Below are 20071 nucleotides of genomic sequence, written 5' to 3' on the forward strand. Positions count from 1 at the left end.
CGGGACCATGACACGTTTCATCCTGCGACGTCTGCTGACCGCGATCCCGACGCTCTTTCTGATCGTCACGATTTCCTTCTTCCTGATGCGCGTCGCCCCCGGCGGCCCGTTCAATCAGGAAAAGGGGCTCAACCCCGCGGTGATCGAGAATCTCAAGCGCGTCTATCAGCTCGATCAGCCGCTCTGGAGCCAGTATCTGCACTATCTCTCGAACCTGCTGCATGGCGATCTGGGGCCAAGCTACACGCGGCCCGATTTCACCGTGACCGAGATGTTCGCGACCGCCCTGCCGATCTCGATCCAGATCGGCACGCTGGCGCTTTTGCTGGCGCTGACGATCGGCTCGGTTCTGGGCATCATCGCGGCGCTGAACCAGAACCGCGGGCTGGATTACCTCGTCGTCGCCACCGCCACGGCGGGCAGCACCATCCCGACCTTTGTCATCGCGCCGCTGTATCAGCTGACCTTCGCGCTTTCGCTCAGCCTCGTGCCGGTCGCGGGCTGGGGCGGCGGGGCGCTAGTGAACAAGATCGGCCCGGTGCTGACCTTGATGCTGCCGCAACTCGCCGTCGTCGCCCGGTTGATGCGCGGCGCGATGATCGAGGCTTTGCGCGCCCATCACATCCGCACCTGCCGGGCGATGGGTCTGTCGGAATTCTCGGTCGTCGGGCGCCATGCGCTGCGCTCGGCGGTGATGCCGATCATCTCCTATGCCGGACCGGCGGCGGCCTCGCTTCTGACCGGATCGGTGATCGTCGAGACCGTCTTCGGCATCCCCGGCATCGGGCGCTATTTCGTCGAGGCGGCGCTGGCGCGCGATTACACCGTCGTCATGGGCACGGTCGTCGTGCTGGCCGCTTTCACCATTCTTTTCAACCTGATCGTCGATCTGCTTTACGCCATCGTCGATCCGCGGGTGCGCCATGACTGAGACTGCCCCCCTTGCCCCCGGCCGCTCGCTCTGGTCCGACGCCTGGGCGCGGCTGCGCGCGAACCGGGCCGCCAGCCTCTCGGCGCTTTACCTGCTCCTGATGGCGCTTTGCTGCGGGATCGGGCCTTTTGTCGTGCCGAACGATTTCACGACGATCCATCAAAGCTACACCAAGGTGCCGCCGCGGCTTTCCGCCTATCCGACGCCCGAGATGATCGCCCCCGCGCTGGACCAAGTGGCCAAACGCGCCCGGGTCGAGATCCGGGATTGGCAGCAAACGGGGGCCGAGATCACCGCGACCCTTGCCGCGCCGCGGGGCGTCGATGCGCGCTCCGCCCGTTACTTCGACCGCTCCGATCTGTTCGAGGGCAGCCAGATCACCCCCGGGGCCGATCCGACCACGGCGACGCTGACCGCCACGGTGGAACGGAAATGGTTCTTCTTCGGCACCGATGCGACGGGCCGCGATCTGCTGGCCCGCACGCTCGTCGCCGGTCGGGTGTCGCTTGCCATCGGGCTGTTGGCCGGGCTGGTCGCCGTGGTGATCGGGGTGCTTTACGGCGCCACCTCGGGCTTCATCGGCGGCAAGGTCGACGAGGCGATGATGCGCGTCGTCGACATCCTCTATTCCCTGCCCTTCATCTTCTTCGTGATCATGCTCGTCGTCTTCTTCGGGCGCAATTTCCTGCTGACCTTCCTCGCCGTCGGCGCGGTGATGTGGCTCGACATGGCGCGGATCGTGCGCGGGCAAACGCTGGCCTTGAAACGGCTCGAATTCGTGCAGGCGGCCGAGGCCTTGGGCGTCAGCCGCGCGGGCATCCTGCGCCGTCACATCCTGCCGAACCTGCTGGGCCCGGTGATCATCTACATGACGCTTCTGGTGCCCACCGTCATCATCATGGAAAGCTTCCTGTCCTATCTCGGCCTTGGCGTGCAGGAGCCGATGTCCTCCTGGGGGGTGCTGATCTCGCAGGGCGCGAAGAACATCCCGCATGCGAACTGGCTGCTGGCCTTCCCGGCGCTCTTCCTGATTTCCACCCTTTTCGCGCTGAACTTCATTGGCGACGGGCTGCGCGATGCCCTCGACCCAAGGGACCGCTGAGATGACCACACCCATTCTGGAGCTGCGCGACATCCATGTGCGCTTTGCCACGCTTGACGGCGCGGTCGAGGCGGTCAAGGGCGTCTCGTTCGCGATCAAGCGGGGCGAAACCGTTGCCGTCGTTGGGGAATCCGGCTCGGGCAAGAGCCAGATCATGATGGGGGTGATGGGGCTTCTGGCGCAAAACGGCCAGATCAGCGGCACCGCCGAATTCCACGGCATGAACCTGATCGGCCTGCCGCGCCGGGCGCTGAACCGCATCCGCGGCGAGCGCATCGCGATGATCTTTCAGGAACCGATGACCTCGCTCGACCCGCTTTTTCCCATCGGCGCGCAGCTGATCGAGCCGCTTTGCCGCCATCAGGGCCTGTCGCGCAAGGCCGCCCATGCCCGCGCCATCGAGCTCTTGCATCTGGTGCAGATCCCCGAGCCCGAGCGGCGGATGCGGTCTTTCCCGCACGAACTTTCGGGCGGGCAGCGCCAGCGGGTGATGATCGCGATGGCAATCTCGAACAACCCGGAACTGCTGATCGCCGACGAGCCGACCACCGCGCTCGATGTCACGATCCAGGCCGAGATCCTGACGCTTCTGCGCGATCTGCAGGAGCGGCTGGGGATGGCGATCCTCTTCATCACCCACGATCTGCATGTGGTGCGGCGCATCGCCGACCGGGTGGTGGTGATGCGCCGCGGCGAGAAGGTCGAGGAAGGCGCGGTCGAAGCGGTCTTCACCGCGCCGCAAAACGCCTATACCCGCGCGCTGATCGACGCCGAGCCCGAGGGGCGCAAGCCCCCCGTCGCCGCCGATGCCCCGGTGGTGCTGGAGGTGCGCGAGGCCGCCGTGACTTTCGGGCGGCGACGGCGGCTCTTTCAGCCCGCCGAGCCCGGGTTTCGCGCGGTGAACGGGCTTTCGCTGACCCTGCGGCGGGGCGAAACCATTGGCATCGTGGGGGAATCCGGCTCGGGCAAAAGCACGCTGGCCCGCGCGATCCTGCGGCTTTTGCCCGCGACCGGGTCGATCCGGCTGCATGGCCGCGCGATCGAGGATCTGTCGCCGCGCGCCCTTCTGCCGCTGCGCCGTGACATGCAGGTGGTGATGCAGGACCCTTTCGGCAGTCTCTCGCCGCGGATGACCGCCGGGCAGATCGTGGCCGAGGGCCTTTTGGTGCATCACCCGGACATGAGCGCCGCCGCACGCGACCGGGCCGCGGCCGAGGCGCTGGCCGAATGTCAGTTCGACCCAGGCTTGCGCAACCGCTACCCGCATGAATTTTCCGGCGGCCAGCGCCAGCGCATCGCCATTGCCCGGGCGCTGGTGCTCAAGCCCAGCATCATCGTGCTGGATGAACCCACCTCGGCGCTGGATCGGCAGGTGCAAAAACAGATCGTCGATCTGTTGCGGCGGCTGCAGGCGGAACACGGGCTGAGCTATCTCTTCATCAGCCACGATCTGGCGGTGGTGCGCGCGCTTTCCGACCGGATCATGGTGCTGAAATCGGGCGCGCTGGTCGAGGAAGGCCCCGCCGCCGCGGTGATCGAGGCACCGCAACAGGACTACACCCGGCGCCTCGTGCAAGCCGCGTTTCTGGCCTGAGCGGACGTCTGCCCTTGTCGGCGCCGCCGCACTGAGCGTATCACAGGCGCAGCGCCGATCCGACAAACGCCCATCCGACAGCGGAGATACCCATGCTGAAACTCACGACCCTTGCGACCCTGCTGCTTGCGGGCAGCGTCACCGCGACGCTTGCCGATCCGGTGAAGATCGGCCTGCAACCCTGGCTTGGCTATGGCCCGCTCTGGGTGGCCGAGGAAAAGGGCTTCTTTGCCGCGCATGGTGTCGAGGTCGAGCTGTCGAATTTCAACTGGGATCAGGACATGACCGCGGCGCTGGCCTCGGGCAATCTGGATGTCGTGGCGGCCGCGACCAACACGGCAATTGCCAGCTTCAACCATGGCGTTGATCAGAAAGCCTTTCTGGTGATGGACGTCTCCACCACGGCCGATGCGATCCTGGCGGGCGAAGGCATCGCCGATGTCGCCGGGCTGAAGGGCAAGAAGGTCGCCTTTGAAAGCGGCGCCACCTCGGATCTGCTGATGAACTACGCGCTCAAGGTCAATGGCATGAGCCTGGCCGATATCGAACATGTGCCGATGGGCGCCTCGGAGGCCGGGCTGGCGCTGCTGGCGGGTCAGGTCGAGGCCGCGGTGACCTATGAACCCTATATCTCGGCCGCGCTGGGCAAGGATGCCTCCTACAAGGTGATCTATGACGCCGCCGAAAAGCCCGGTCTGATTTCCGACGTGCTGACCGCGCGGGGCGACTGGATCGCCGCCAATCCCGCGCTGGTCGAGGGGATGATCCAGGCCTGGGACGATGCCGTCGTCTTCATCCGCGAAAACCCCGAGGAAGGCGGCGCGATGATCGCCAAGGCGGTCGGCAGCCCGATGGAGGAATTCACCCCGGCCTTCAAGGGCGTGAAGCTTTACGACGCGGCCGAGAATGCGGCGCTGGTGCAGGGCGAATTCCCCGCCACGCTGCGCGAGATTGCCGAGATCATGCAAACCTCGAACCCCGAGGAGATCAGCAAGATCCCGGCGATCGGGGATGTGATGGTGACCGCCCCGGTGCTCAAGGTGGCGGGCAAGTGATCCACGGGCCTGCGCGCGTCGCAGGCCCCCAACCCGCAAAGACCGATGCCTGTTTCCGACAAACGCTCCGCCGCCCCGGGCCGCTATCTGCGCCTGCGCAAGGACATTCCGCACTGGCTCTTCACCACGGCGGGGGTGCTTTTCCCCGCCGTGCTGCTGCTGATCTGGGCCCTTGTCACCGAATTCGGCCTTGTGAAGCCGCTCTTCCTGCCCGGCCCGGGCGAGGTGCTGGCCGAGGGCATCCGGCAAGCGCGCGAAGGGATCCTGTGGGCCGATGCCTCGGTCAGCTTTTATCGCATCTGTGCGGGCTGGCTGACGGCCACGGTTCTGGCGGTGCCGGTCGGCATCTTGATGGGCAATTTCCGGCTGATCGAGGGGGCGCTTGAGCCCTTTGTCTCGACGATCCGCTACATGCCGGTCGTCGCGCTCATTCCGCTCTCGATCCTCTGGGCGGGGATCGGCGACGGGCAAAAGATCCTGATCCTGTTTCTGGGCACCTTTTTCCAGCAGGTGCTGATGGTGATGGACAATGTGAAAACCATCGACATGAACCTGATCCGCGCGGGCCAGACGCTGGGCTTTTCCAACCGCGAAATCCTGATCCGGATCATCCTGCCCGCTGCCGCGCCCGGGATCTGGGACACGTTGCGCATCACCATCGGCTGGACCTGGACCTATCTCGTTGTCGCGGAACTCGTTGCCGCGAACGAGGGGCTGGGGCGGCGGATCATGGATGCGCAACGCTACCTTGCGACCGAGACGATCCTGTTCGGCACGCTTTTCATCGGGTTCTTGGGCTTTCTGACCGATGTCTTCTTCAAATACACCGGGCGGGTGCTTTTCGCCTGGAACCGGCAGAGGTCCCGATGAGCGCGTTTTTGCAACTGACCGATCTGGGCAAGACCTTCGACGTTGACGGCAAGCCGGTGGTCGCGGTCGAAAGCGTGAGCCTGTCGATTGCGCCCAATGAATTCGTCTCGATCGTCGGCAGCTCGGGCTGCGGGAAATCCACGCTTCTGAACATTGTCGGCGGGCTCGAGGAAGCCAGCCGAGGCGAGGTGCGGATCGGCGGGGTTCCGGTCACCGGCCCCGGGCGCGACCGCGGCTTCGTGTTTCAGGGCTACAGCCTGTTCGAATGGCTGACCGTCGCGGGCAACATCCGCTTTGCTTTGGAAAAATCCCGGCTCTCGCGCGCGGAAAAGACCGAGCGGGTCGCGCATTTCGTCAATGCCGTCGGCCTGCGCGGCTTCGAGAATGCCTATCCAAGGCAGCTTTCGGGCGGCATGCGCCAGCGCGTGGCGATTGCGCGCGCGCTCGTTTACCGGCCGCAGATCCTGTTGATGGACGAGCCCTTCGGCGCGCTTGACGCGCAGACCCGCGGCATGATGCAGGAATTGCTGTTGCAGGTCTGGGAAGATCACAAGGTCACGGTGCTGTTCGTCACCCATGACGTCGACGAGGCGGTCTATCTGGCCGATCGCGTCGTGGTTCTGGCCAGCCGCCCCGGCCGGATCAAGCGCGAGATCCCGGTGCCGCTGGCCCGGCCGCGCGATTACGACATCGTCGCCGATCCGGAGTTCGTGGCGATCAAGCGCGAGATCCTTGCCGACATCCGCGAGGAGACGTTGAAGACGATGCCCGCGATGCCGTTTGCGACCCGCGGGCGCTGACCGCCCTGCGGCACCTGGCAGCGGCAAAACCCTGTCTGCAGATATTGCGGGGCCGGTTTCGGCGCTTTAGTCTCGGGCAACCGTTTTTGTTGCACGGGCTTGATGGCATTCCTGAATTTCATACGGCGGCGGGGAGAGGACAAGACGCCTCTCCTGGAGCGGTGTCTTTCGGTGGATCTTGAGGTCGATCCGAAAACGGGCAAGATTTTCGACATGGCGGCGGTGCGGTTCGCCGATGCGCACCCCGTTGTGGCGCCGAAGGGGGGGCTTGGCCGGGGGCTGGAGGCGCTCGAGGCGGCGCTGGGCAAATCGCAGCACATCCTTGGCCACAATATCCTGCGCCACGATCTGGAACATCTGCTGGCGGCCCGGCCCCGGCTGTCGGGCAAGATGGCAGCGCCCATTGACACGCTCTGGCTCAACCCCTTGGCCTTTCCGCGCAACCCCTATCATCATCTGGTGAAACACTATCACGACGGGCGCTTGCAGGCGGGGCATGTGAACGACCCTGAACAGGACGCGCGGTTGGTGTTCGAGGTGCTGGCAAACCAGATCACCGCGCTGACAGACCTCAACGCAGCCTCGCCCGACACCCTGCTCGCCTATCATCATCTGACCACGCGAACCGACCGCTCCGAAGGGTTCGACGCGGTGTTCACCGAAGTTCGCAAGGCCCCCGCGCCCGACCGGACCACGGCGCTGGCGGCGATCCGGTCGCTGCTGTCGGGCAAGGCCTGCGGCGCGCGGATCGGGCCGGTGATTGAGACGCTGTCGGACCCGCAAACGGGTTGGCCGATGGCCTATGCGCTGGCCTGGATCTCGGTGGCGGGCGGGGACTCGGTGATGCCGCCCTGGGTCCGGGCGGCCTTTCCGCAAGCGGCGCTGATCGTGCGCGATCTGCGCGACACGGCCTGCGGCGATCCCGCCTGCCTCTGGTGTGCCGAGCGCAACACCCCGGTGGGGGCGCTGAAGAAATGGTTCGGCTTTCCGGGCTTTCGGCCAGAGCCCGCCGACAGCGCGGGGCGGCCCCTGCAAGAGGCCATCGTGGCCGAAACCATGGGCCATGCGCATGTGCTGGGCATCCTGCCCACCGGCACCGGCAAATCGGTCTGCTATCAGGTGCCCGCGCTCAGCCTTTATGACAAGACCGGGGCGCTCAGCGTGGTGATCTCGCCCCTCGTCGCGCTGATGGCCGATCAGGTGCAGGGGATGGAGCGGGCGGGGATTTCCGCGGCGGTCACCGTCAACGGCATGCTTTCGATGCCCGAACGGCAGGATGCGCTGGACCGGGTCCGGCTGGGCCAGGCGGCGATCTTGCTGATTTCGCCCGAACAATTGCGCTCGGTCTCGGTCCGCTCTGTGTTGAAGCAACGCGAGGTCGGGCTTTGGGTGCTCGACGAGGCGCATTGCGTCTCGAAATGGGGGCATGATTTCCGCCCCGACTATCGCTACATCGGCCGCTTCATCCGCGAGTTCACCGGCGACGCCCCGCCCGCGCCGGTGCTGTGCCTGACCGCGACGGCGAAGCCCGAGGTGGTGCGCGACATCACCGCGCATTTCCGCGACCGTCTGGGCGTCGATCTGGCGCTCTTCGATGGCGGGGCGACGCGCACGAACCTCACCTTCGCCGTGCGCGCGACCAGCAAGGGCGCGAAGCTGGGCGACATCCTGAGCGTGATTGCCGAACACCTGCCCGAGAGCGAAAAATCCGGCGCCGTGGTCTATTGCGCAACCCGCGCCGAGACCGAGCGGGTAGCGGCCTTTCTGAAACAACAGGGGCTGGCCGCCGAGCATTTCCACGCGGGCCTGACGCCCGACGACAAGCAGACGGTGCAGGAACGCTTTCGCATCGGCGATCTGCGGGTGATTGCCGCCACCAATGCCTTCGGGATGGGGATCGACAAGCCCGACATTCGGCTGGTGGTCCATGCCGACATCCCCGGCTCGCTTGAAAACTACCTGCAAGAGGCGGGCCGGGCGGGTCGCGACCGGGCCCCTGCAAATTGCGTGCTGCTTTATCATTCCGACGATGTCGAGCGGCAGTTCACCCTGACGGCCCGCTCGCGCCTTGCGCAACACGAGATCGGCGCGATCCTGAAAGCCCTGCGCCGGATCGACGAGCATTCCCGCAACAGCGGCACGGTGGTGGCGACGGCGGGCGAGATCGTGCGCGAGGAAAAGGACCACGACTTCACCCGCGACAGCGCGACCGATGACACTCGGGTGAAAACCGCCGTGTCCTGGCTTGAAGAGGCCGCCCTTCTTGCGCGCGAGGAAAACCGGGTGCAGGTGTTTCCCTCCTCGCTTCTGGTGCGCACGCTGACCGAGGCGGAGGCGCGGCTGAAGGGCGCCGAGATCACCGAGGCCCGGCGCCGCCAGCTTTTGTCGATCGTGCGCCATGTGATGAACACGCCCCCCGATCAGGGCATCACCACCGACGAGTTGACCGGCATCAGCGGGCTGACACATCGCGCGCTGGCCAAGGCGATGGCCGATCTGGAAATCCTTGGCATCGCGCGCAACGACATTGCGATCACCGTTTCGGTGCATGTGGCGGTCAAGAACCACTCGCGCCAGCGCCTGACCCAGGCAATCCGGCTGGAAAAGGCGCTGATCGGGCGAATGCGCGAGATGGCGCCCGAGGCCGATGTCGGCGATGGCGCCCCCCTCGATCTGGCGGCGGCAAGCCAGCTTTTGCGCGGGGATGGCCATGAAGATGCCAGCCCGCATGGGATCGACCGGCTCTTGCGCAGCATCGCGCGCGACGGGCGCGACAGCGACGGCGGCACGGGCAACATCCGGCTCAAGAAGCTTTCGTCGAAAACGCTGGAGGTGGTGCTGCAACGCTCATGGCGCGTGGTCGAGCAGACCGCCGCGCTGCGCTGGATGGCGGCCGAGAAACTCCTCGATTTCCTGATCGCCAAGGTGCCCGCAGGCACCAGCGGCAAGGATCTTCAGGTCGACACAACGATCGGCGATCTGCTTGCGGCGCTGAATGGCGATGCGCTGATCGCGGCTGCGGGCGTCAAGGACATGACCAAGCTGATGGAACGGGCGCTTCTGTGGCTGCACGAGCAGCAGGTGCTGACGCTGGGCAAGGGGCTGACGGTCTTCCGCTCGGCGATGACGATCCATCTCAACCCCGGGCGGGCGGGGTTCACGAAAAAGGATTTCCTGCCGCTTGAGGAACATTACCGCGAACAGACGCTGCAAACCCATGTGATGGCGGCCTATGCCGAAAAGGGGCTGGCGCAGATCGACGAGGCGGTGCGGCTTTCCGAGGACTATTTCGCCCTCGATCAGGACCGGTTCGTGCAACGCTGGATGCCGGGCCGCAGTGTCGAATTGCGGCGCCAGACCACCGGCCGCGCGTGGAAGCAGATCGTCGACGACCTCTCCAATCCGGTGCAGCAGGAGATCGTCGCCGACGACCGCGAGGAAACCAACGTGCTGGTGCTGGCCGGTCCCGGCTCGGGCAAGACGCGGGTGCTGGTGCATCGCATCGCTTACCTTTTAAGGGTCAAGCGCGAAGACCCGCGCGGCATTCTGGTCTTGACCTACAACCGCCATGCCGCCGCCGAGATCCGCGCCCGGCTGCGCCATCTGGTGGGCGAGGATGCCGCCCGCGTCACCGTTTCGACCTGTCATGCGCTGGCGATGCGGCTGGTGGGGGCGAGTTTCGCGGGCACGGCAGCCGAGACCCGCGATTTCGACGCGGTGCTGATGGAAGCCGTGCGCCAAATCACCGGCGAGGGGCTGAGCCGATCCGAGGCCGAGGCGCAGCGCGAGGCGCTGATCCAAGGCTATCGCTGGATCTTGGTCGATGAATATCAAGACATCGGTCCCGGCGAATATGCGCTGATTGCCGCCGTGGCCGGGCGTTCGCTTGACGATCCCGACCAGCGGCTGAGCCTTTTTGCGGTGGGCGACGATGACCAGAACATCTACGCCTTCACCGGCGCCTCGATTTCCTTCATCCGGCAGTTCGAGGAGGATTACCGCGCCAAGCCGAAATTCCTGACCGAGAATTACCGCTCGACCCGGCATATCGTGGATGCGGCCAATCAGGTCATCGCCCCCGCGCGCGGCCGGATGAAGGCGGGCCATCCGATCACCGTGGACAAGATGCGCAGCCTTGACCCGGGCGGGGGCGTGATGGCGGGCTATGACCCGGTCGGTCAGGGGCGGGTGCAGTTTCTCGATGTTGCAGGCGACGACACGGCGCAGGCGGTGGCCGCGGTGGACGAGCTGGTGCGGATCGCGCGGCTTGATCCCGGGTTCAGCTGGGCGCGCTGCGCGATCATCTCGCGCGATTGGCGCCGGCTTGGCCCGGTGCGTGCCTATGCCGAAAAACTTGGCCTGCCGGTCGAGATGGCGAATGAAAAGCTCCCCAACATCTGGCGGCTGCGCGAGATGCAGCGCCTTGTGGCGGGGTTGCGCCGACGCCCGGCCATGATGCTGGGCATTCAGGACATCCTTGATGCGCTGAACGCTCAGCCCTCGACCCGATGGGTCGATCTGATCGCCGAGGGCATCGCCGATCTGGCGCGGGAACTGGGCAACAAAACGATCCCGGTGCCCGATGCGGTCGAATGGTTGGCCGAATGGGCGCAGGACATTCGCAGCGCGCAACGGGGGCTGCTGCTTTTGACCGCGCATCGCGCCAAGGGCCTTGAGTTCGACCATGTGGTGATCCTGAACGGCGGCTGGCAGGTGCTCTCCAAGGGTGAAGACGGCGAGGCCCCGCGTCGGCTGTTCTACGTCGCCATGACCCGCGCGCGCCGCAGCCTTGCGGTGGTGACGCAGGGCGCGCATGCCTTTGTCGCGGCTGACAGCGACTGCGAAATGCTGCGCAAGATCGAGGTGCCAGCGCGCCGCGATCTGCCCGAGCCCGACCAGTATCAGCTTCCCGAGATGGGGGCGGTGGATCTCTCCTATGCCGGGCGGCTGCCCGAGACGAACCCGACCTTGGCCGCCATTGCGGGGGCCAAGGTGGACGATCCGGTGACGCTGGCCATGCGCGAGGGGAGATGGCTGATCCTTGACGAAAAGGGCCGCGTACTGGGCCGGATGGCCGGGACCTGGGCCCCGCCTGAGGGCACGTCAATGGTGTCGGGCAAGGTCGGCGCGGTGGTACGCTGGCGCAAGGCGGACAACGAAGAGCAATATCGGACCTATATCAAGCGCGAAGACTGGGAGACGATCCTGCCGGAATTCGTGTTTCGAAAGACCGGGGCAGACCGGAAGCTCTGAAAGTCTCAAGGAGTCCTGGCCTCTTGGGGGAGTGGCGACCCGCAAAGCGAGGAATGGGTTTCAGCACTGAACCGGGACCAAGCGGACCTGACGCACCCTCGCGCCAAATGTGCGGTCAAACGTCAGTTCCCCGCGCAGGCGGGGTTTCACCGCAGGACAGGCGGCTGAACCTGAAGGTCCGGGGTCACCTCGGGCCTTTCCTGTCACGGGCCACCAACAGCACCCCGGGCGGAAACGGCCCGCCCAAGCCGCGGGGGCGAATCAAACCCGCTCAGATCGCGGCGGAAAAGCCGCTTGAACAAAGGAGGACGAAACCAGGAACGTGGGAACTGCCTGTGGGAACCAGCGGCGCAAGGGCGCAACAGCACAGCAGGCGCAGCCAGATTTTTCCTTGGATTTCAAGCTGGTGCCCGAGGCGAGACTCGAACTCGCATACCTTGCGGCGGAGGATTTTGAATCCCCTGCGTCTACCATTCCGCCACTCGGGCCAGCCCCTCGCATCTAGCCCCGCAAACCGCCGCTGACAAGAGCAAACCGACCCCGTCGCGCAAGGATCAGGGGCGGCTTTGGCCGCGCGATCCGGAAAACCTCGCGCTGCGCCTTGACGCCGCCGCCCCGCCTTGCGATGCACGGCATGAAGACCGGAACAAGCCGCGGGGGCCCATGTTCGACCGACTTTACCGCTGGACCATCGGCCTGGCCGGGCATCGGCGCGCGGAATGGGCGCTGGGCACCATCTCTTTCGTCGAAAGCTCGTTCTTTCCGATCCCGGCCGATGTGCTGTTCGTGCCGATGGGGCTCGCGCGGCCCGACAAGATCTGGCGCTATGCGCTGATCGCCTCGGTCACCTCGGTGCTGGGGGGCATCTTCGGCTGGTGCATCGGCCATTACGCCTTTGACCTGCTCGCGCGCCCCTTCCTTGAGGCCACGGGCAAGATCGGCACCTTTGAAGCCCTGCGCGACGGCGCGGGCACCTGGGCGATCCTGATCATGCTGATCACCTCGGGGCTGGCGCATATCCCGCCGATGAAGGTGGTGACGATCCTTGCGGGGGTGCTCAGCTTCGATCCGGTGCTGTTCATCGCCTCGGCCATCGTCGCGCGCTCGGCGCGGTTTTACGGGCTGGCCTGGCTTCTGGCGCGATTCGGCGAAAGGATCACCACCTTCATCGAGCGCCGCCTGGCCTGGGTTGTCGCCGGGCTGCTGCTGGTGCTGGCGGCCGCCTGGCTTGTGCTGAAAGGAGCCTGAGAATGCTGTCGGTGCTGACCCCGCGCGTGCTGATCGCGCTGGCCGCGGCCGGATCGGCCGCAGTGCTGATCGCGGCGCTGGTGTTTCAGGCGCTGGGCGTGCCGCCTTGCGATCTGTGCATCCTGCAGCGCTGGCCGCATCTGGTCGCCGCGGTGCTGGGCGTGCTGATGATCCTGTTGCGCCTGCCGATGGCCTTTGCCGGTTTCGGCGCGCTGGCGGCCCTGACCACCGCGGCCTTCGGCCTCTATCATTCGGGGGTCGAGCGCCACATCTTCGCCGGTCCCGACAGCTGCACCTCGAACCCGATCGCCAGCCTTTCGGCGCAGGATCTGATGGCGCAGATCTCTGCCGCGCCGCTGATCCGCTGTGACGAGATCGCCTGGCAGATCATGGGCATCACCATGCCGAACCTGAACGCGCTCTTTTCGCTTGGCTTCGCGGGGCTCTGGATCGCGGCCTTCCTGACCGATCGTCGCGCCCGGCGCTGAGCGCGCAAGGGCGTATTTGAGCCAAGAAAAAGCAGCCGGTTTTTCCTGGTCCAAATACGCAAAATCCGACCTTTGCCCCCGGCGCGGCCATTCGCCGTTGCACCCAAGCCATGGGTTGCGATATAAGGCTGCACAACAAAATCTGGCAGAAGAAGCCCCGCGTGACCGAGATCATCGACCCCACGGACCCCTCCGGCGACACCCCGAAACGTGCCCACCATGCGGGCCCGGTGGTTTCCATCGCCGAGGAAATGAAGACCGCCTATCTCGATTACGCGATGAGCGTGATCGTGTCGCGCGCCATTCCCGATCTGCGCGACGGGCTCAAGCCCGTGCACCGGCGCATCCTTTATGCGATGCATGAAACCGGCAACACCCATGACAAGCCCTATCGCAAGTCGGCGCGTCCGGTGGGCGATGTGATGGGGAAATACCACCCGCATGGCGACGCCGCGATCTATGACGCGCTGGTGCGGATGGCGCAGGACTTCTCGATGTCGCTGCCGTTGCTGGATGGGCAGGGCAACTTCGGCTCGATGGACGGCGACAGCGCCGCGGCGATGCGCTACACCGAAGTGCGGATGGACAAGCCCGCCTCGTTCCTGCTCGCCGATATCGAGAAAGACACGGTCGATTTTCAGGACAACTACGACGGCAAGGACCGCGAGCCCACGGTTCTTCCGGCGCGTTTCCCGAACATGCTGGTCAATGGCGCGGGCGGCATTGCCGTCGGCATGGCCACGAACATCCCGCCGCACAATCTGGGCGAGGTGATCGACGCGACGCTGGCGCTGATCGAAAACCCGGATCTGAGTTCGGAAGCGCTGATGGACTATGTGCCCGGGCCCGATTTCCCGACCGGGGCGCAGATCATGGGCCGCGGCGGCGCCCGCAAGGCCTATCTGGAGGGTCGTGGCTCCGTCATCATCCGGGCGAAAACCCGGATCGAGGAAATCCGCAAGGACCGTTTCGCCATCATCATCGACGAGATCCCCTATCAGGTGAACAAGGCGACGATGATCGAGAAGATGGCCGATCTGGTGCGCGAAAAGAAGCTGGAGGGGATTTCCGGCATCGCCGACGAATCCGACCGCGTCGGCGTGCGGGTGGTGATCGAACTCAAGCGCGACGCCACCGCCGATGTGGTGCTGAACCAGCTTTATCGCTTCACGCCGCTGCAAACCTCGTTTGGCTGCAACATGCTGGCGCTGAACGGCGGCCGCCCCGAACAGCTGACGTTGCGTGATTTCCTGAGCCATTTCATCACCTTCCGCGAGGAAGTTGTGGCGCGGCGCACGGCTTACGAGCTGCGCAAGGCACGCGAGCGCAGCCATATCCTGTGTGGTCTGGCCGTGGCCGTCTCGAACGTCGATGAGGTGGTCGCCACGATCCGGTCTTCGAAAGACCCGGCCGAGGCGCGTGACCGGCTGATGGCACGGCGCTGGCCCGCCCATGAGATCGTCGAATATCTGCGGCTGATTGATGACCCGCTGCATCCGGTGAATGACGACGGCACCTACAACCTGTCGGAAATTCAGGCCCGCGCCATTCTGGATCTGCGGCTGCAGCGCCTGACCGCGATGGGGGTGCAGGAAGTCACCGACGAGCTGGCGGAACTGGCGGGCAAGATCCGGGATTATCTGGCGATTCTGGCGAGCCGCGAGCGGATCATGGAGATCATCGCAACCGAGCTGCGCGAGGTCCGCGCCGCCCATGCCGTGCCGCGCCGCACCGAGATCGTGGACTGGGCCGGGGATCTCGACGACGAAGACCTGATCGAGCGCGAGGATATGGTGGTGACCATCACCTCGGGCGGCTACATCAAGCGCACGCCTTTGGCCGAATTCCGCGCGCAGCGGCGCGGCGGCAAGGGGCTTTCCTCGATGGCGACCAAGGAAGACGATGTCGTCACCACGCTGTTCGTCGCCAACACCCACACCCAGCTTTTGTTCTTCACCACCGACGGCATGGTCTACAGCCTGAAATGCTGGCGCCTGCCCTTGGCCGGGCGGACGTCCAAAGGCAAGGCAATCGTCAATATCCTGCCGATCCCGCAAGGCGTCACCGTCGCCTCGCTGATGCCGGTCGATGAGCCCGAGGAAACCTGGGACGATTTCCAGGTCTTCTTTGCCACCTCAGACGGCGACGTGCGCCGCAACGCTTTGTCGGATTTCGCCAAGGTGATGCGGAACGGCAAGCGCGCGATGGAACTCCCCGAAGGGGTGACGCTGGTCGATACCCGGATGTGCCACGAAGACGACGACATCATGCTGGTGACGGCCTCGGGCCGGGCCATCCGCTTCCCGGTGCCCGAGGTGCGGATCTTCAAGGGCCGCTCCTCGACCGGCGTGCGCGGCGTGCGGCTGGCCGAGGGCGACAAGGTCGTCTCGATGTCGGTCATTCGCCATTTCGAGGCCGAGCCCTGGGAACGCGAAGCCTTCGTCAAGCGCTACCGCGCGGAGCTGGGCGGCGAGACCGAGGACGAGGCCGAGACCGAACGCGATGCCGAGGACGACGCCGAAACCGGCGAAGGCGTGTTGTCGGATGCCCGTTATGCCGAAATGCTGGCGGCGCAGGATCTGATCCTGACGATCACCGCCAAGGGGCTGGGCAAGATTTCCTCAAGCCACAGCTACCCGGTGCGCGGTCGCGGCGGTCAGGGCGTCACCGCCTTTGAAAAGTCGATGCGCGGCGGGGCGCTGGTGGCCTCCTTCCCGGTCGAGCCCACCGATCAGGTGATGCTGGCCACCTCGACCGGCCAGTCGATCCGCTGCCCGGTGGCGGGGATTTCCTTCCGCTCCCGCGCGGCCGGGGGGGTGAAGGTGTTCAACACCGGGGCCGAGGAAGAGGTCGTTTCGGTCGCCCGCGTTGCCGATCCGGGCGATGACGAGGCCGAAGCGTAAGACAAGACCAAGAACAAACTCCATGAGGTTGAAGATGCAGAAGATTGTCCCGCTGGCGCTGGTTGCGGCGCTGCTTCCCGCGACCGTCCTGGCCGAGGGCTCGGTGCGCGGCGCGGAACTGGGCTTCACCTGGTCCGGGCTGATCGAGGGCCAGGAGCGGCACAAGAACAACATCGCGCTGGAAGGTGCGGTGGACTATGGCTTCACCCCCGGCTTTTCCGCCCAGCTGGATGTGGCGCAGCACCATTTCACCAACAGCGACAAGGAAGCCACCAACGTCACCCTGCATGCCATCGGCCATGTGAACGACGGCTTCGCGGTCGGCGGCTTTCTGGGTCACGAATGGGTCGGCGGCAACCATATGGAGCATTACGGCCTTGAAGCCACACGGGATTTCGGTCTGCTGACGGTCGAGGGCAATGCGACGCTGCTGAAGAATGACGGCAATGACGCGACGATCTTCGGGCTGGATGGCCGCTATGCGATGAGCGATGCCCTGTCGCTGGGCGGGCGGCTGAAGACGGTCGATGCAGATCACGGCGCCGATACGCAGGCGCTGGATGCGACCATAGGCTATGCGATGCCCTCGGGGGTGAAGATCGACGGCTCGCTCGGGCTGGTCGATGGCAACCGGATGGATCGGGAACTGACCGTGGGTCTGGGCGTCAAGCTCCTGATGGGCGGCAATGGCGTGACCTTCGGCAAGCGCGGGCTGTCGCAGGCGATCATCGGCGACTGAGCCGCTTAAGCCAATCTCAAGAAATCCATGCTTTCCTGCCCTGACCCGAGGGAGAAAAGCATGGATCTTTACCACTGCATGATCGAGCTGAAGAGCGATGCCAAGGCGCTGGCCTTTGCCGCCTCGGTCGAACAATGGATGAGCGAGCTGAAGCAGGAAGGCCTGATCGGCGGCTGGCGGCTGATGCGGCGCAAGATGGGGCTGGCCTCGGGGCCGCATACCGGCTTCATTCTGGAAGTCGAGTTCGAAAGCATGGCGGCGCTGGAAAAGGCCTTCCGTTCGGTCGCGCAATTCACCGAGGGGGAGATGCGGCATTACGAGCTGATGCATGCGATGATCGCCTCTTACTCGGTCGGGCTTTACCGGCCCTTCCCCGATGCCGAACGGCGCGAGCGGATCGCGCTGATCTGATTGCACGCGGCCCCCCGGGGCGGTATCAGGCGGCATGGACACACTTCACATCATCGGCGCCGGTCTGGCCGGCTCGGAAGCGGCATGGCAGGCGGCACAGGCGGGCGTGCCCGTGGTGCTGCATGAAATGCGCCCGCGCGTGGGCACCTTTGCGCATCGCTCGGGCGATTTCGCGGAAATGGTCTGCTCGAATTCCTTCCGCTCGGATGACGACGAACGCAATGCCGTGGGCTTGCTGCATTGGGAAATGCGGGCGGCGGGCGGGCTGATCATGGCCACGGCCGACCGCCATGCCCTGCCCGCGGGCGGGGCGCTGGCCGTCGACCGCGAGGCCTTTTCGGGCGCCGTCACCGCGGCCTTGCGGGCGCATCCGCTGATTTCGGTGTCGGAAGAAGAGATCACCGAATTGCCCACCGACGGGCATTGGATCATCGCCACCGGGCCGCTGACCTCGGGCGCGCTGGCCGAAAGCATCCGGGCGGTGACCGGGGCGGAAAGCCTGGCCTTCTTTGACGCGATCGCGCCGATCGTGCATGCCGAGACCATCGACATGTCGGTCGCCTGGCGGCAAAGCCGCTATGACAAGGGCGAGACCGAGGAAGAACGAACCGCCTATATCAACTGCCCGATGACCAAGGATCAGTATGAGGCCTTCATCGACGCGCTGCTGGCAGCCGAAAAGACCGAGTTCCACGAAGGCGAAACGGCCAGCTATTTCGACGGCTGCCTGCCGATCGAGGTGATGGCGGAACGCGGCCGCGAGACGCTCCGCCACGGGCCGATGAAGCCGGTCGGGCTGACGAATGCGCATGACCCGGCGACCAAGGCCTACGCGGTGGTGCAGCTGCGCCGCGACAATGCGCTGGGCACGCTCTACAACATCGTCGGCTTTCAGACCAAGATGAAGTATGGCGCGCAAACCGCTGTTTTCCGGATGATTCCGGGGCTGGAGCAAGCCTCCTTCGCGCGTCTGGGCGGCATTCACCGCAACACGTTTTTGAACTCGCCGACGCTGCTCGATGACCAGATGCGGCTGCGCGCGCGCCCGAACCTGCGCTTTGCGGGCCAGGTCACCGGGGTCGAGGGCTATGTCGAAAGCGCCGCGATGGGGCTTTTGGCGGGGCGGATGGCCGCGGCCGAGATCCGCGGCGCCAGCCTGCCCGCGCCCGGCCCCGAAACCGCGATGGGATCGCTTGTGCATCACATCACCGGCGGCGCGGTGGCGAAAACCTTCCAGCCGATGAACGTGAATTTCGGCCTCTTCCCGCCACTTGACGACGCGCGCGGCGGACGGCGCGGCCGCAAGGACCGCTACAAGGGCTACACTGACCGCGCCAAGGAGATCTTCACCGCCTGGCTCGCCGGTCAGGCGTGATCACCCGCTTTGCCCCCTCGCCCACCGGCCCGCTGCATCTGGGCCATGCCTATGCGGCGATCCTCGCCCATGACATGGCGCGGGCGGCGGGCGGGCGGTTCCTGCTGCGCATCGAGGATATCGACCGCGCCCGCGCGAAACCGCAGTGGGAGGCGCAGCTTATGGACGATCTGCGCTGGCTTGGCCTCACCTGGGACGGGCCGGTGCTGCGGCAGTCCGACCGCCTGCCCGCCTATCGCGACGCCCTTGAAAGGCTGTGGCAAAGCGGGCTGATCTACAGCTGCACCTGCAGCAGACGCGACATCGAACAGGCCGCCTCGGCCCCGCAGGAGGGCGCCCCCCTTGGCCCCGACGGCCTCCTCTATCCCGGCACCTGCCGCGAAAAGGGCGCGCCCCGCCCCGGCCAGAAACTGCCCGAAACCGCGCTGCGCCTGCGCATGGACCTTGCCGCGACCGAGACCAGCTTCGAAGAAACCGGCCCCCTCCATCGCGGCCGCCACGCCGTGACCCCCGAAACGATGATCCGCGAGATCGGCGATGTCGTCCTTGCCCGGCGCGAGATGGGGACCTCCTACCACCTCGCCGTGGTGCTTGATGATGCGCATCAGGGCGTCACCCATGTCACCCGCGGCGCGGATCTGTTCGAGGCGACCTGCATCCATGTCACGCTGCAATGCCTGTTTGGCCTGCCCGTGCCCCGCTACCACCACCACGACCTGATCCGCGACGCGGCGGGCAAGCGGCTGGCCAAACGCGACGACGCCCGCGCGCTCGCAAAATACCGGTCCGAGGGCGCCAGCCCCGAAGACATCCGCCGCCTGATCGGCCTTTGATTTTTCTTGGCCCAAATACGCCGGGGTCCGGGGCAGCGCCCCGGCCCGGGTCAATCGGCCATCGGCGTCAGAATCTCGACCTCTTCGCCCCCGCGCACCGCAGTATAGAAACACGACCGGCGGTTGGTGTGACAGGCCGGGCCGATCTGCTCGACCAGAAGCAACAGGCAATCGCGGTCGCAATCCAGCCGCAACTCGACCAGCTTTTGCACATGGCCCGAGCTTTCGCCCTTGGCCCAGAACGCCTGCCGCGAGCGGCTCCAATAGGTGACCTGCCCCGTCGCCAGCGTCCGCGCCAGACTTTCGGCATTCATCCAGGCCAGCATCAGCACCTCGCCCGTGCCCGCCTCCTGCGCAATCGCCGGGATCAGGCCATTCGCATCATATTTCAGGCTTTGCGGATCGAAACCCATGCTTTCCTCCCTGCGCGTCCCGGTCTATCTAACCTGCGCAGCCTGCGGGGAAAAGC

General features: G+C 65.6%; 15 protein-coding genes and 1 tRNA gene. 14 read left to right on the plus strand and 2 right to left on the minus strand.

Annotated elements, in window-relative coordinates; genetic code table 11:
• Positions 1 to 7: 7 nt before the first annotated feature.
• From ACTTAG_RS10760 to ACTTAG_RS10790, 7 genes are all read left to right on the plus strand, one after another.
• Positions 8 to 931, plus strand: coding sequence for an ABC transporter permease (locus tag ACTTAG_RS10760; protein WP_444462328.1), 924 nt, complete (start codon positions 8 to 10; stop codon positions 929 to 931).
• Positions 924 to 2033, plus strand: a complete 1110-nt coding sequence (locus tag ACTTAG_RS10765) for an ABC transporter permease subunit (protein ID WP_444462329.1) — start codon at positions 924 to 926, stop codon at positions 2031 to 2033. The genes ACTTAG_RS10760 and ACTTAG_RS10765 overlap by 8 nt, the downstream gene beginning before the upstream one ends.
• 1 nt (position 2034) lies before the next feature.
• Positions 2035 to 3627 carry an ABC transporter ATP-binding protein gene (locus ACTTAG_RS10770; RefSeq protein ID WP_444462330.1) on the plus strand — a complete coding sequence of 531 codons (1593 nt, stop codon included), beginning with the start codon at positions 2035 to 2037 and terminating at the stop codon, positions 3625 to 3627.
• 92 nt (positions 3628 to 3719) lie between these two features.
• Positions 3720 to 4682 carry an ABC transporter substrate-binding protein gene (locus ACTTAG_RS10775; protein ID WP_444462331.1) on the plus strand — a complete coding sequence of 321 codons (963 nt, stop codon included), beginning with the start codon at positions 3720 to 3722 and terminating at the stop codon, positions 4680 to 4682.
• Positions 4683 to 4727: 45 nt separating this feature from the next.
• Entirely contained in the window at positions 4728 to 5552 is an 825-nt protein-coding gene (locus ACTTAG_RS10780) for an ABC transporter permease (RefSeq protein ID WP_444462332.1), read from the plus strand.
• Entirely contained in the window at positions 5549 to 6352 is an 804-nt protein-coding gene (locus ACTTAG_RS10785; protein ID WP_444462333.1) for an ABC transporter ATP-binding protein, read from the plus strand. The genes ACTTAG_RS10780 and ACTTAG_RS10785 overlap by 4 nt, the downstream gene beginning before the upstream one ends.
• Before the next feature lie 213 nt (positions 6353 to 6565).
• Positions 6566 to 11605, plus strand: a complete 5040-nt coding sequence (locus ACTTAG_RS10790) for a RecQ family ATP-dependent DNA helicase (RefSeq protein WP_444465234.1) — start codon at positions 6566 to 6568, stop codon at positions 11603 to 11605.
• 404 nt (positions 11606 to 12009) lie between these two features.
• On the opposite strand, the gene ACTTAG_RS10795 is transcribed toward ACTTAG_RS10790, so the two are convergent.
• Positions 12010 to 12093: transfer RNA gene (locus ACTTAG_RS10795), tRNA-Leu, on the minus strand.
• Between the two features lie 175 nt (positions 12094 to 12268).
• Here ACTTAG_RS10795 and ACTTAG_RS10800 point away from each other — a divergent pair.
• The 7 genes from ACTTAG_RS10800 to gluQRS all read left to right on the plus strand — a co-directional run bounded on the left by ACTTAG_RS10800 (position 12269) and on the right by gluQRS (position 19602).
• Positions 12269 to 12853: a YqaA family protein gene (locus ACTTAG_RS10800; RefSeq protein WP_444462334.1), complete on the plus strand. Its 585-nt coding sequence runs from the start codon at positions 12269 to 12271 to the stop codon at positions 12851 to 12853.
• A 2-nt stretch (positions 12854 to 12855) separates the two neighbouring features.
• Positions 12856 to 13341: a disulfide bond formation protein B gene (locus ACTTAG_RS10805; RefSeq protein WP_444462335.1), complete on the plus strand. Its 486-nt coding sequence runs from the start codon at positions 12856 to 12858 to the stop codon at positions 13339 to 13341.
• A gap of 251 nt (positions 13342 to 13592) precedes the next feature.
• Positions 13593 to 16244, plus strand: a complete 2652-nt coding sequence (gyrA, locus tag ACTTAG_RS10810) for a DNA gyrase subunit A (protein WP_444465235.1) — start codon at positions 13593 to 13595, stop codon at positions 16242 to 16244.
• Positions 16245 to 16278: 34 nt separating this feature from the next.
• Complete coding sequence (locus ACTTAG_RS10815) at positions 16279 to 16983, plus strand: porin (RefSeq protein WP_444462336.1); 705 nt, start codon at positions 16279 to 16281, stop codon at positions 16981 to 16983.
• A 60-nt stretch (positions 16984 to 17043) separates the two neighbouring features.
• Positions 17044 to 17394: a DUF6614 family protein gene (locus ACTTAG_RS10820; RefSeq protein WP_013067686.1), complete on the plus strand. Its 351-nt coding sequence runs from the start codon at positions 17044 to 17046 to the stop codon at positions 17392 to 17394.
• 34 nt (positions 17395 to 17428) lie between these two features.
• The gene (gene trmFO / locus ACTTAG_RS10825; protein ID WP_444462337.1) at positions 17429 to 18769 is read left to right on the plus strand and encodes a methylenetetrahydrofolate--tRNA-(uracil(54)-C(5))-methyltransferase (FADH(2)-oxidizing) TrmFO; all 1341 of its coding nucleotides are present in this window, start codon (positions 17429 to 17431) and stop codon (positions 18767 to 18769) included.
• Entirely contained in the window at positions 18766 to 19602 is an 837-nt protein-coding gene (gene gluQRS, locus ACTTAG_RS10830; protein WP_444462338.1) for a tRNA glutamyl-Q(34) synthetase GluQRS, read from the plus strand. The genes trmFO and gluQRS overlap by 4 nt, the downstream gene beginning before the upstream one ends.
• A gap of 50 nt (positions 19603 to 19652) precedes the next feature.
• Here the strand turns inward: gluQRS and hisI are convergent, their stop codons facing one another.
• Positions 19653 to 20015 (minus strand): phosphoribosyl-AMP cyclohydrolase, encoded by a 363-nt coding sequence (hisI, locus tag ACTTAG_RS10835; RefSeq protein WP_444462339.1) that lies wholly within the window; start codon positions 20013 to 20015, stop codon positions 19653 to 19655.
• Positions 20016 to 20071: the final 56 nt, after the last annotated feature.

The organism is Rhodobacter capsulatus, assembly GCF_052363185.1.
GTDB classification, from domain to species: Bacteria; Pseudomonadota; Alphaproteobacteria; order Rhodobacterales; family Rhodobacteraceae; genus Rhodobacter; species Rhodobacter capsulatus_E.

Excerpts from the sequence above, each read along its gene's own strand:
- ACTTAG_RS10760 (WP_444462328.1), top strand. The coding sequence starts at position 8 with ATGACACGTTTCATCCTGCGACGTCTGCTGACCGCGATCCCGACGCTC.
- ACTTAG_RS10790 (WP_444465234.1), top strand. The coding sequence starts at position 6,566 with ATGGCGGCGGTGCGGTTCGCCGATGCGCACCCCGTTGTGGCGCCGAAG.
- hisI (WP_444462339.1), bottom strand. The coding sequence starts at position 20,015 with ATGGGTTTCGATCCGCAAAGCCTGAAATATGATGCGAATGGCCTGATC.
- ACTTAG_RS10785 (WP_444462333.1), top strand. The coding sequence starts at position 5,549 with ATGAGCGCGTTTTTGCAACTGACCGATCTGGGCAAGACCTTCGACGTT.
- trmFO (WP_444462337.1), top strand. The coding sequence starts at position 17,429 with ATGGACACACTTCACATCATCGGCGCCGGTCTGGCCGGCTCGGAAGCG.
- ACTTAG_RS10820 (WP_013067686.1), top strand. The coding sequence starts at position 17,044 with ATGGATCTTTACCACTGCATGATCGAGCTGAAGAGCGATGCCAAGGCG.
- ACTTAG_RS10815 (WP_444462336.1), top strand. The coding sequence starts at position 16,279 with ATGCAGAAGATTGTCCCGCTGGCGCTGGTTGCGGCGCTGCTTCCCGCG.
- ACTTAG_RS10775 (WP_444462331.1), top strand. The coding sequence starts at position 3,720 with ATGCTGAAACTCACGACCCTTGCGACCCTGCTGCTTGCGGGCAGCGTC.
- ACTTAG_RS10805 (WP_444462335.1), top strand. The coding sequence starts at position 12,856 with ATGCTGTCGGTGCTGACCCCGCGCGTGCTGATCGCGCTGGCCGCGGCC.
- gyrA (WP_444465235.1), top strand. The coding sequence starts at position 13,593 with ATGAAGACCGCCTATCTCGATTACGCGATGAGCGTGATCGTGTCGCGC.
- ACTTAG_RS10770 (WP_444462330.1), top strand. The coding sequence starts at position 2,035 with ATGACCACACCCATTCTGGAGCTGCGCGACATCCATGTGCGCTTTGCC.
- ACTTAG_RS10780 (WP_444462332.1), top strand. The coding sequence starts at position 4,728 with ATGCCTGTTTCCGACAAACGCTCCGCCGCCCCGGGCCGCTATCTGCGC.
- ACTTAG_RS10800 (WP_444462334.1), top strand. The coding sequence starts at position 12,269 with ATGTTCGACCGACTTTACCGCTGGACCATCGGCCTGGCCGGGCATCGG.
- ACTTAG_RS10765 (WP_444462329.1), top strand. The coding sequence starts at position 924 with ATGACTGAGACTGCCCCCCTTGCCCCCGGCCGCTCGCTCTGGTCCGAC.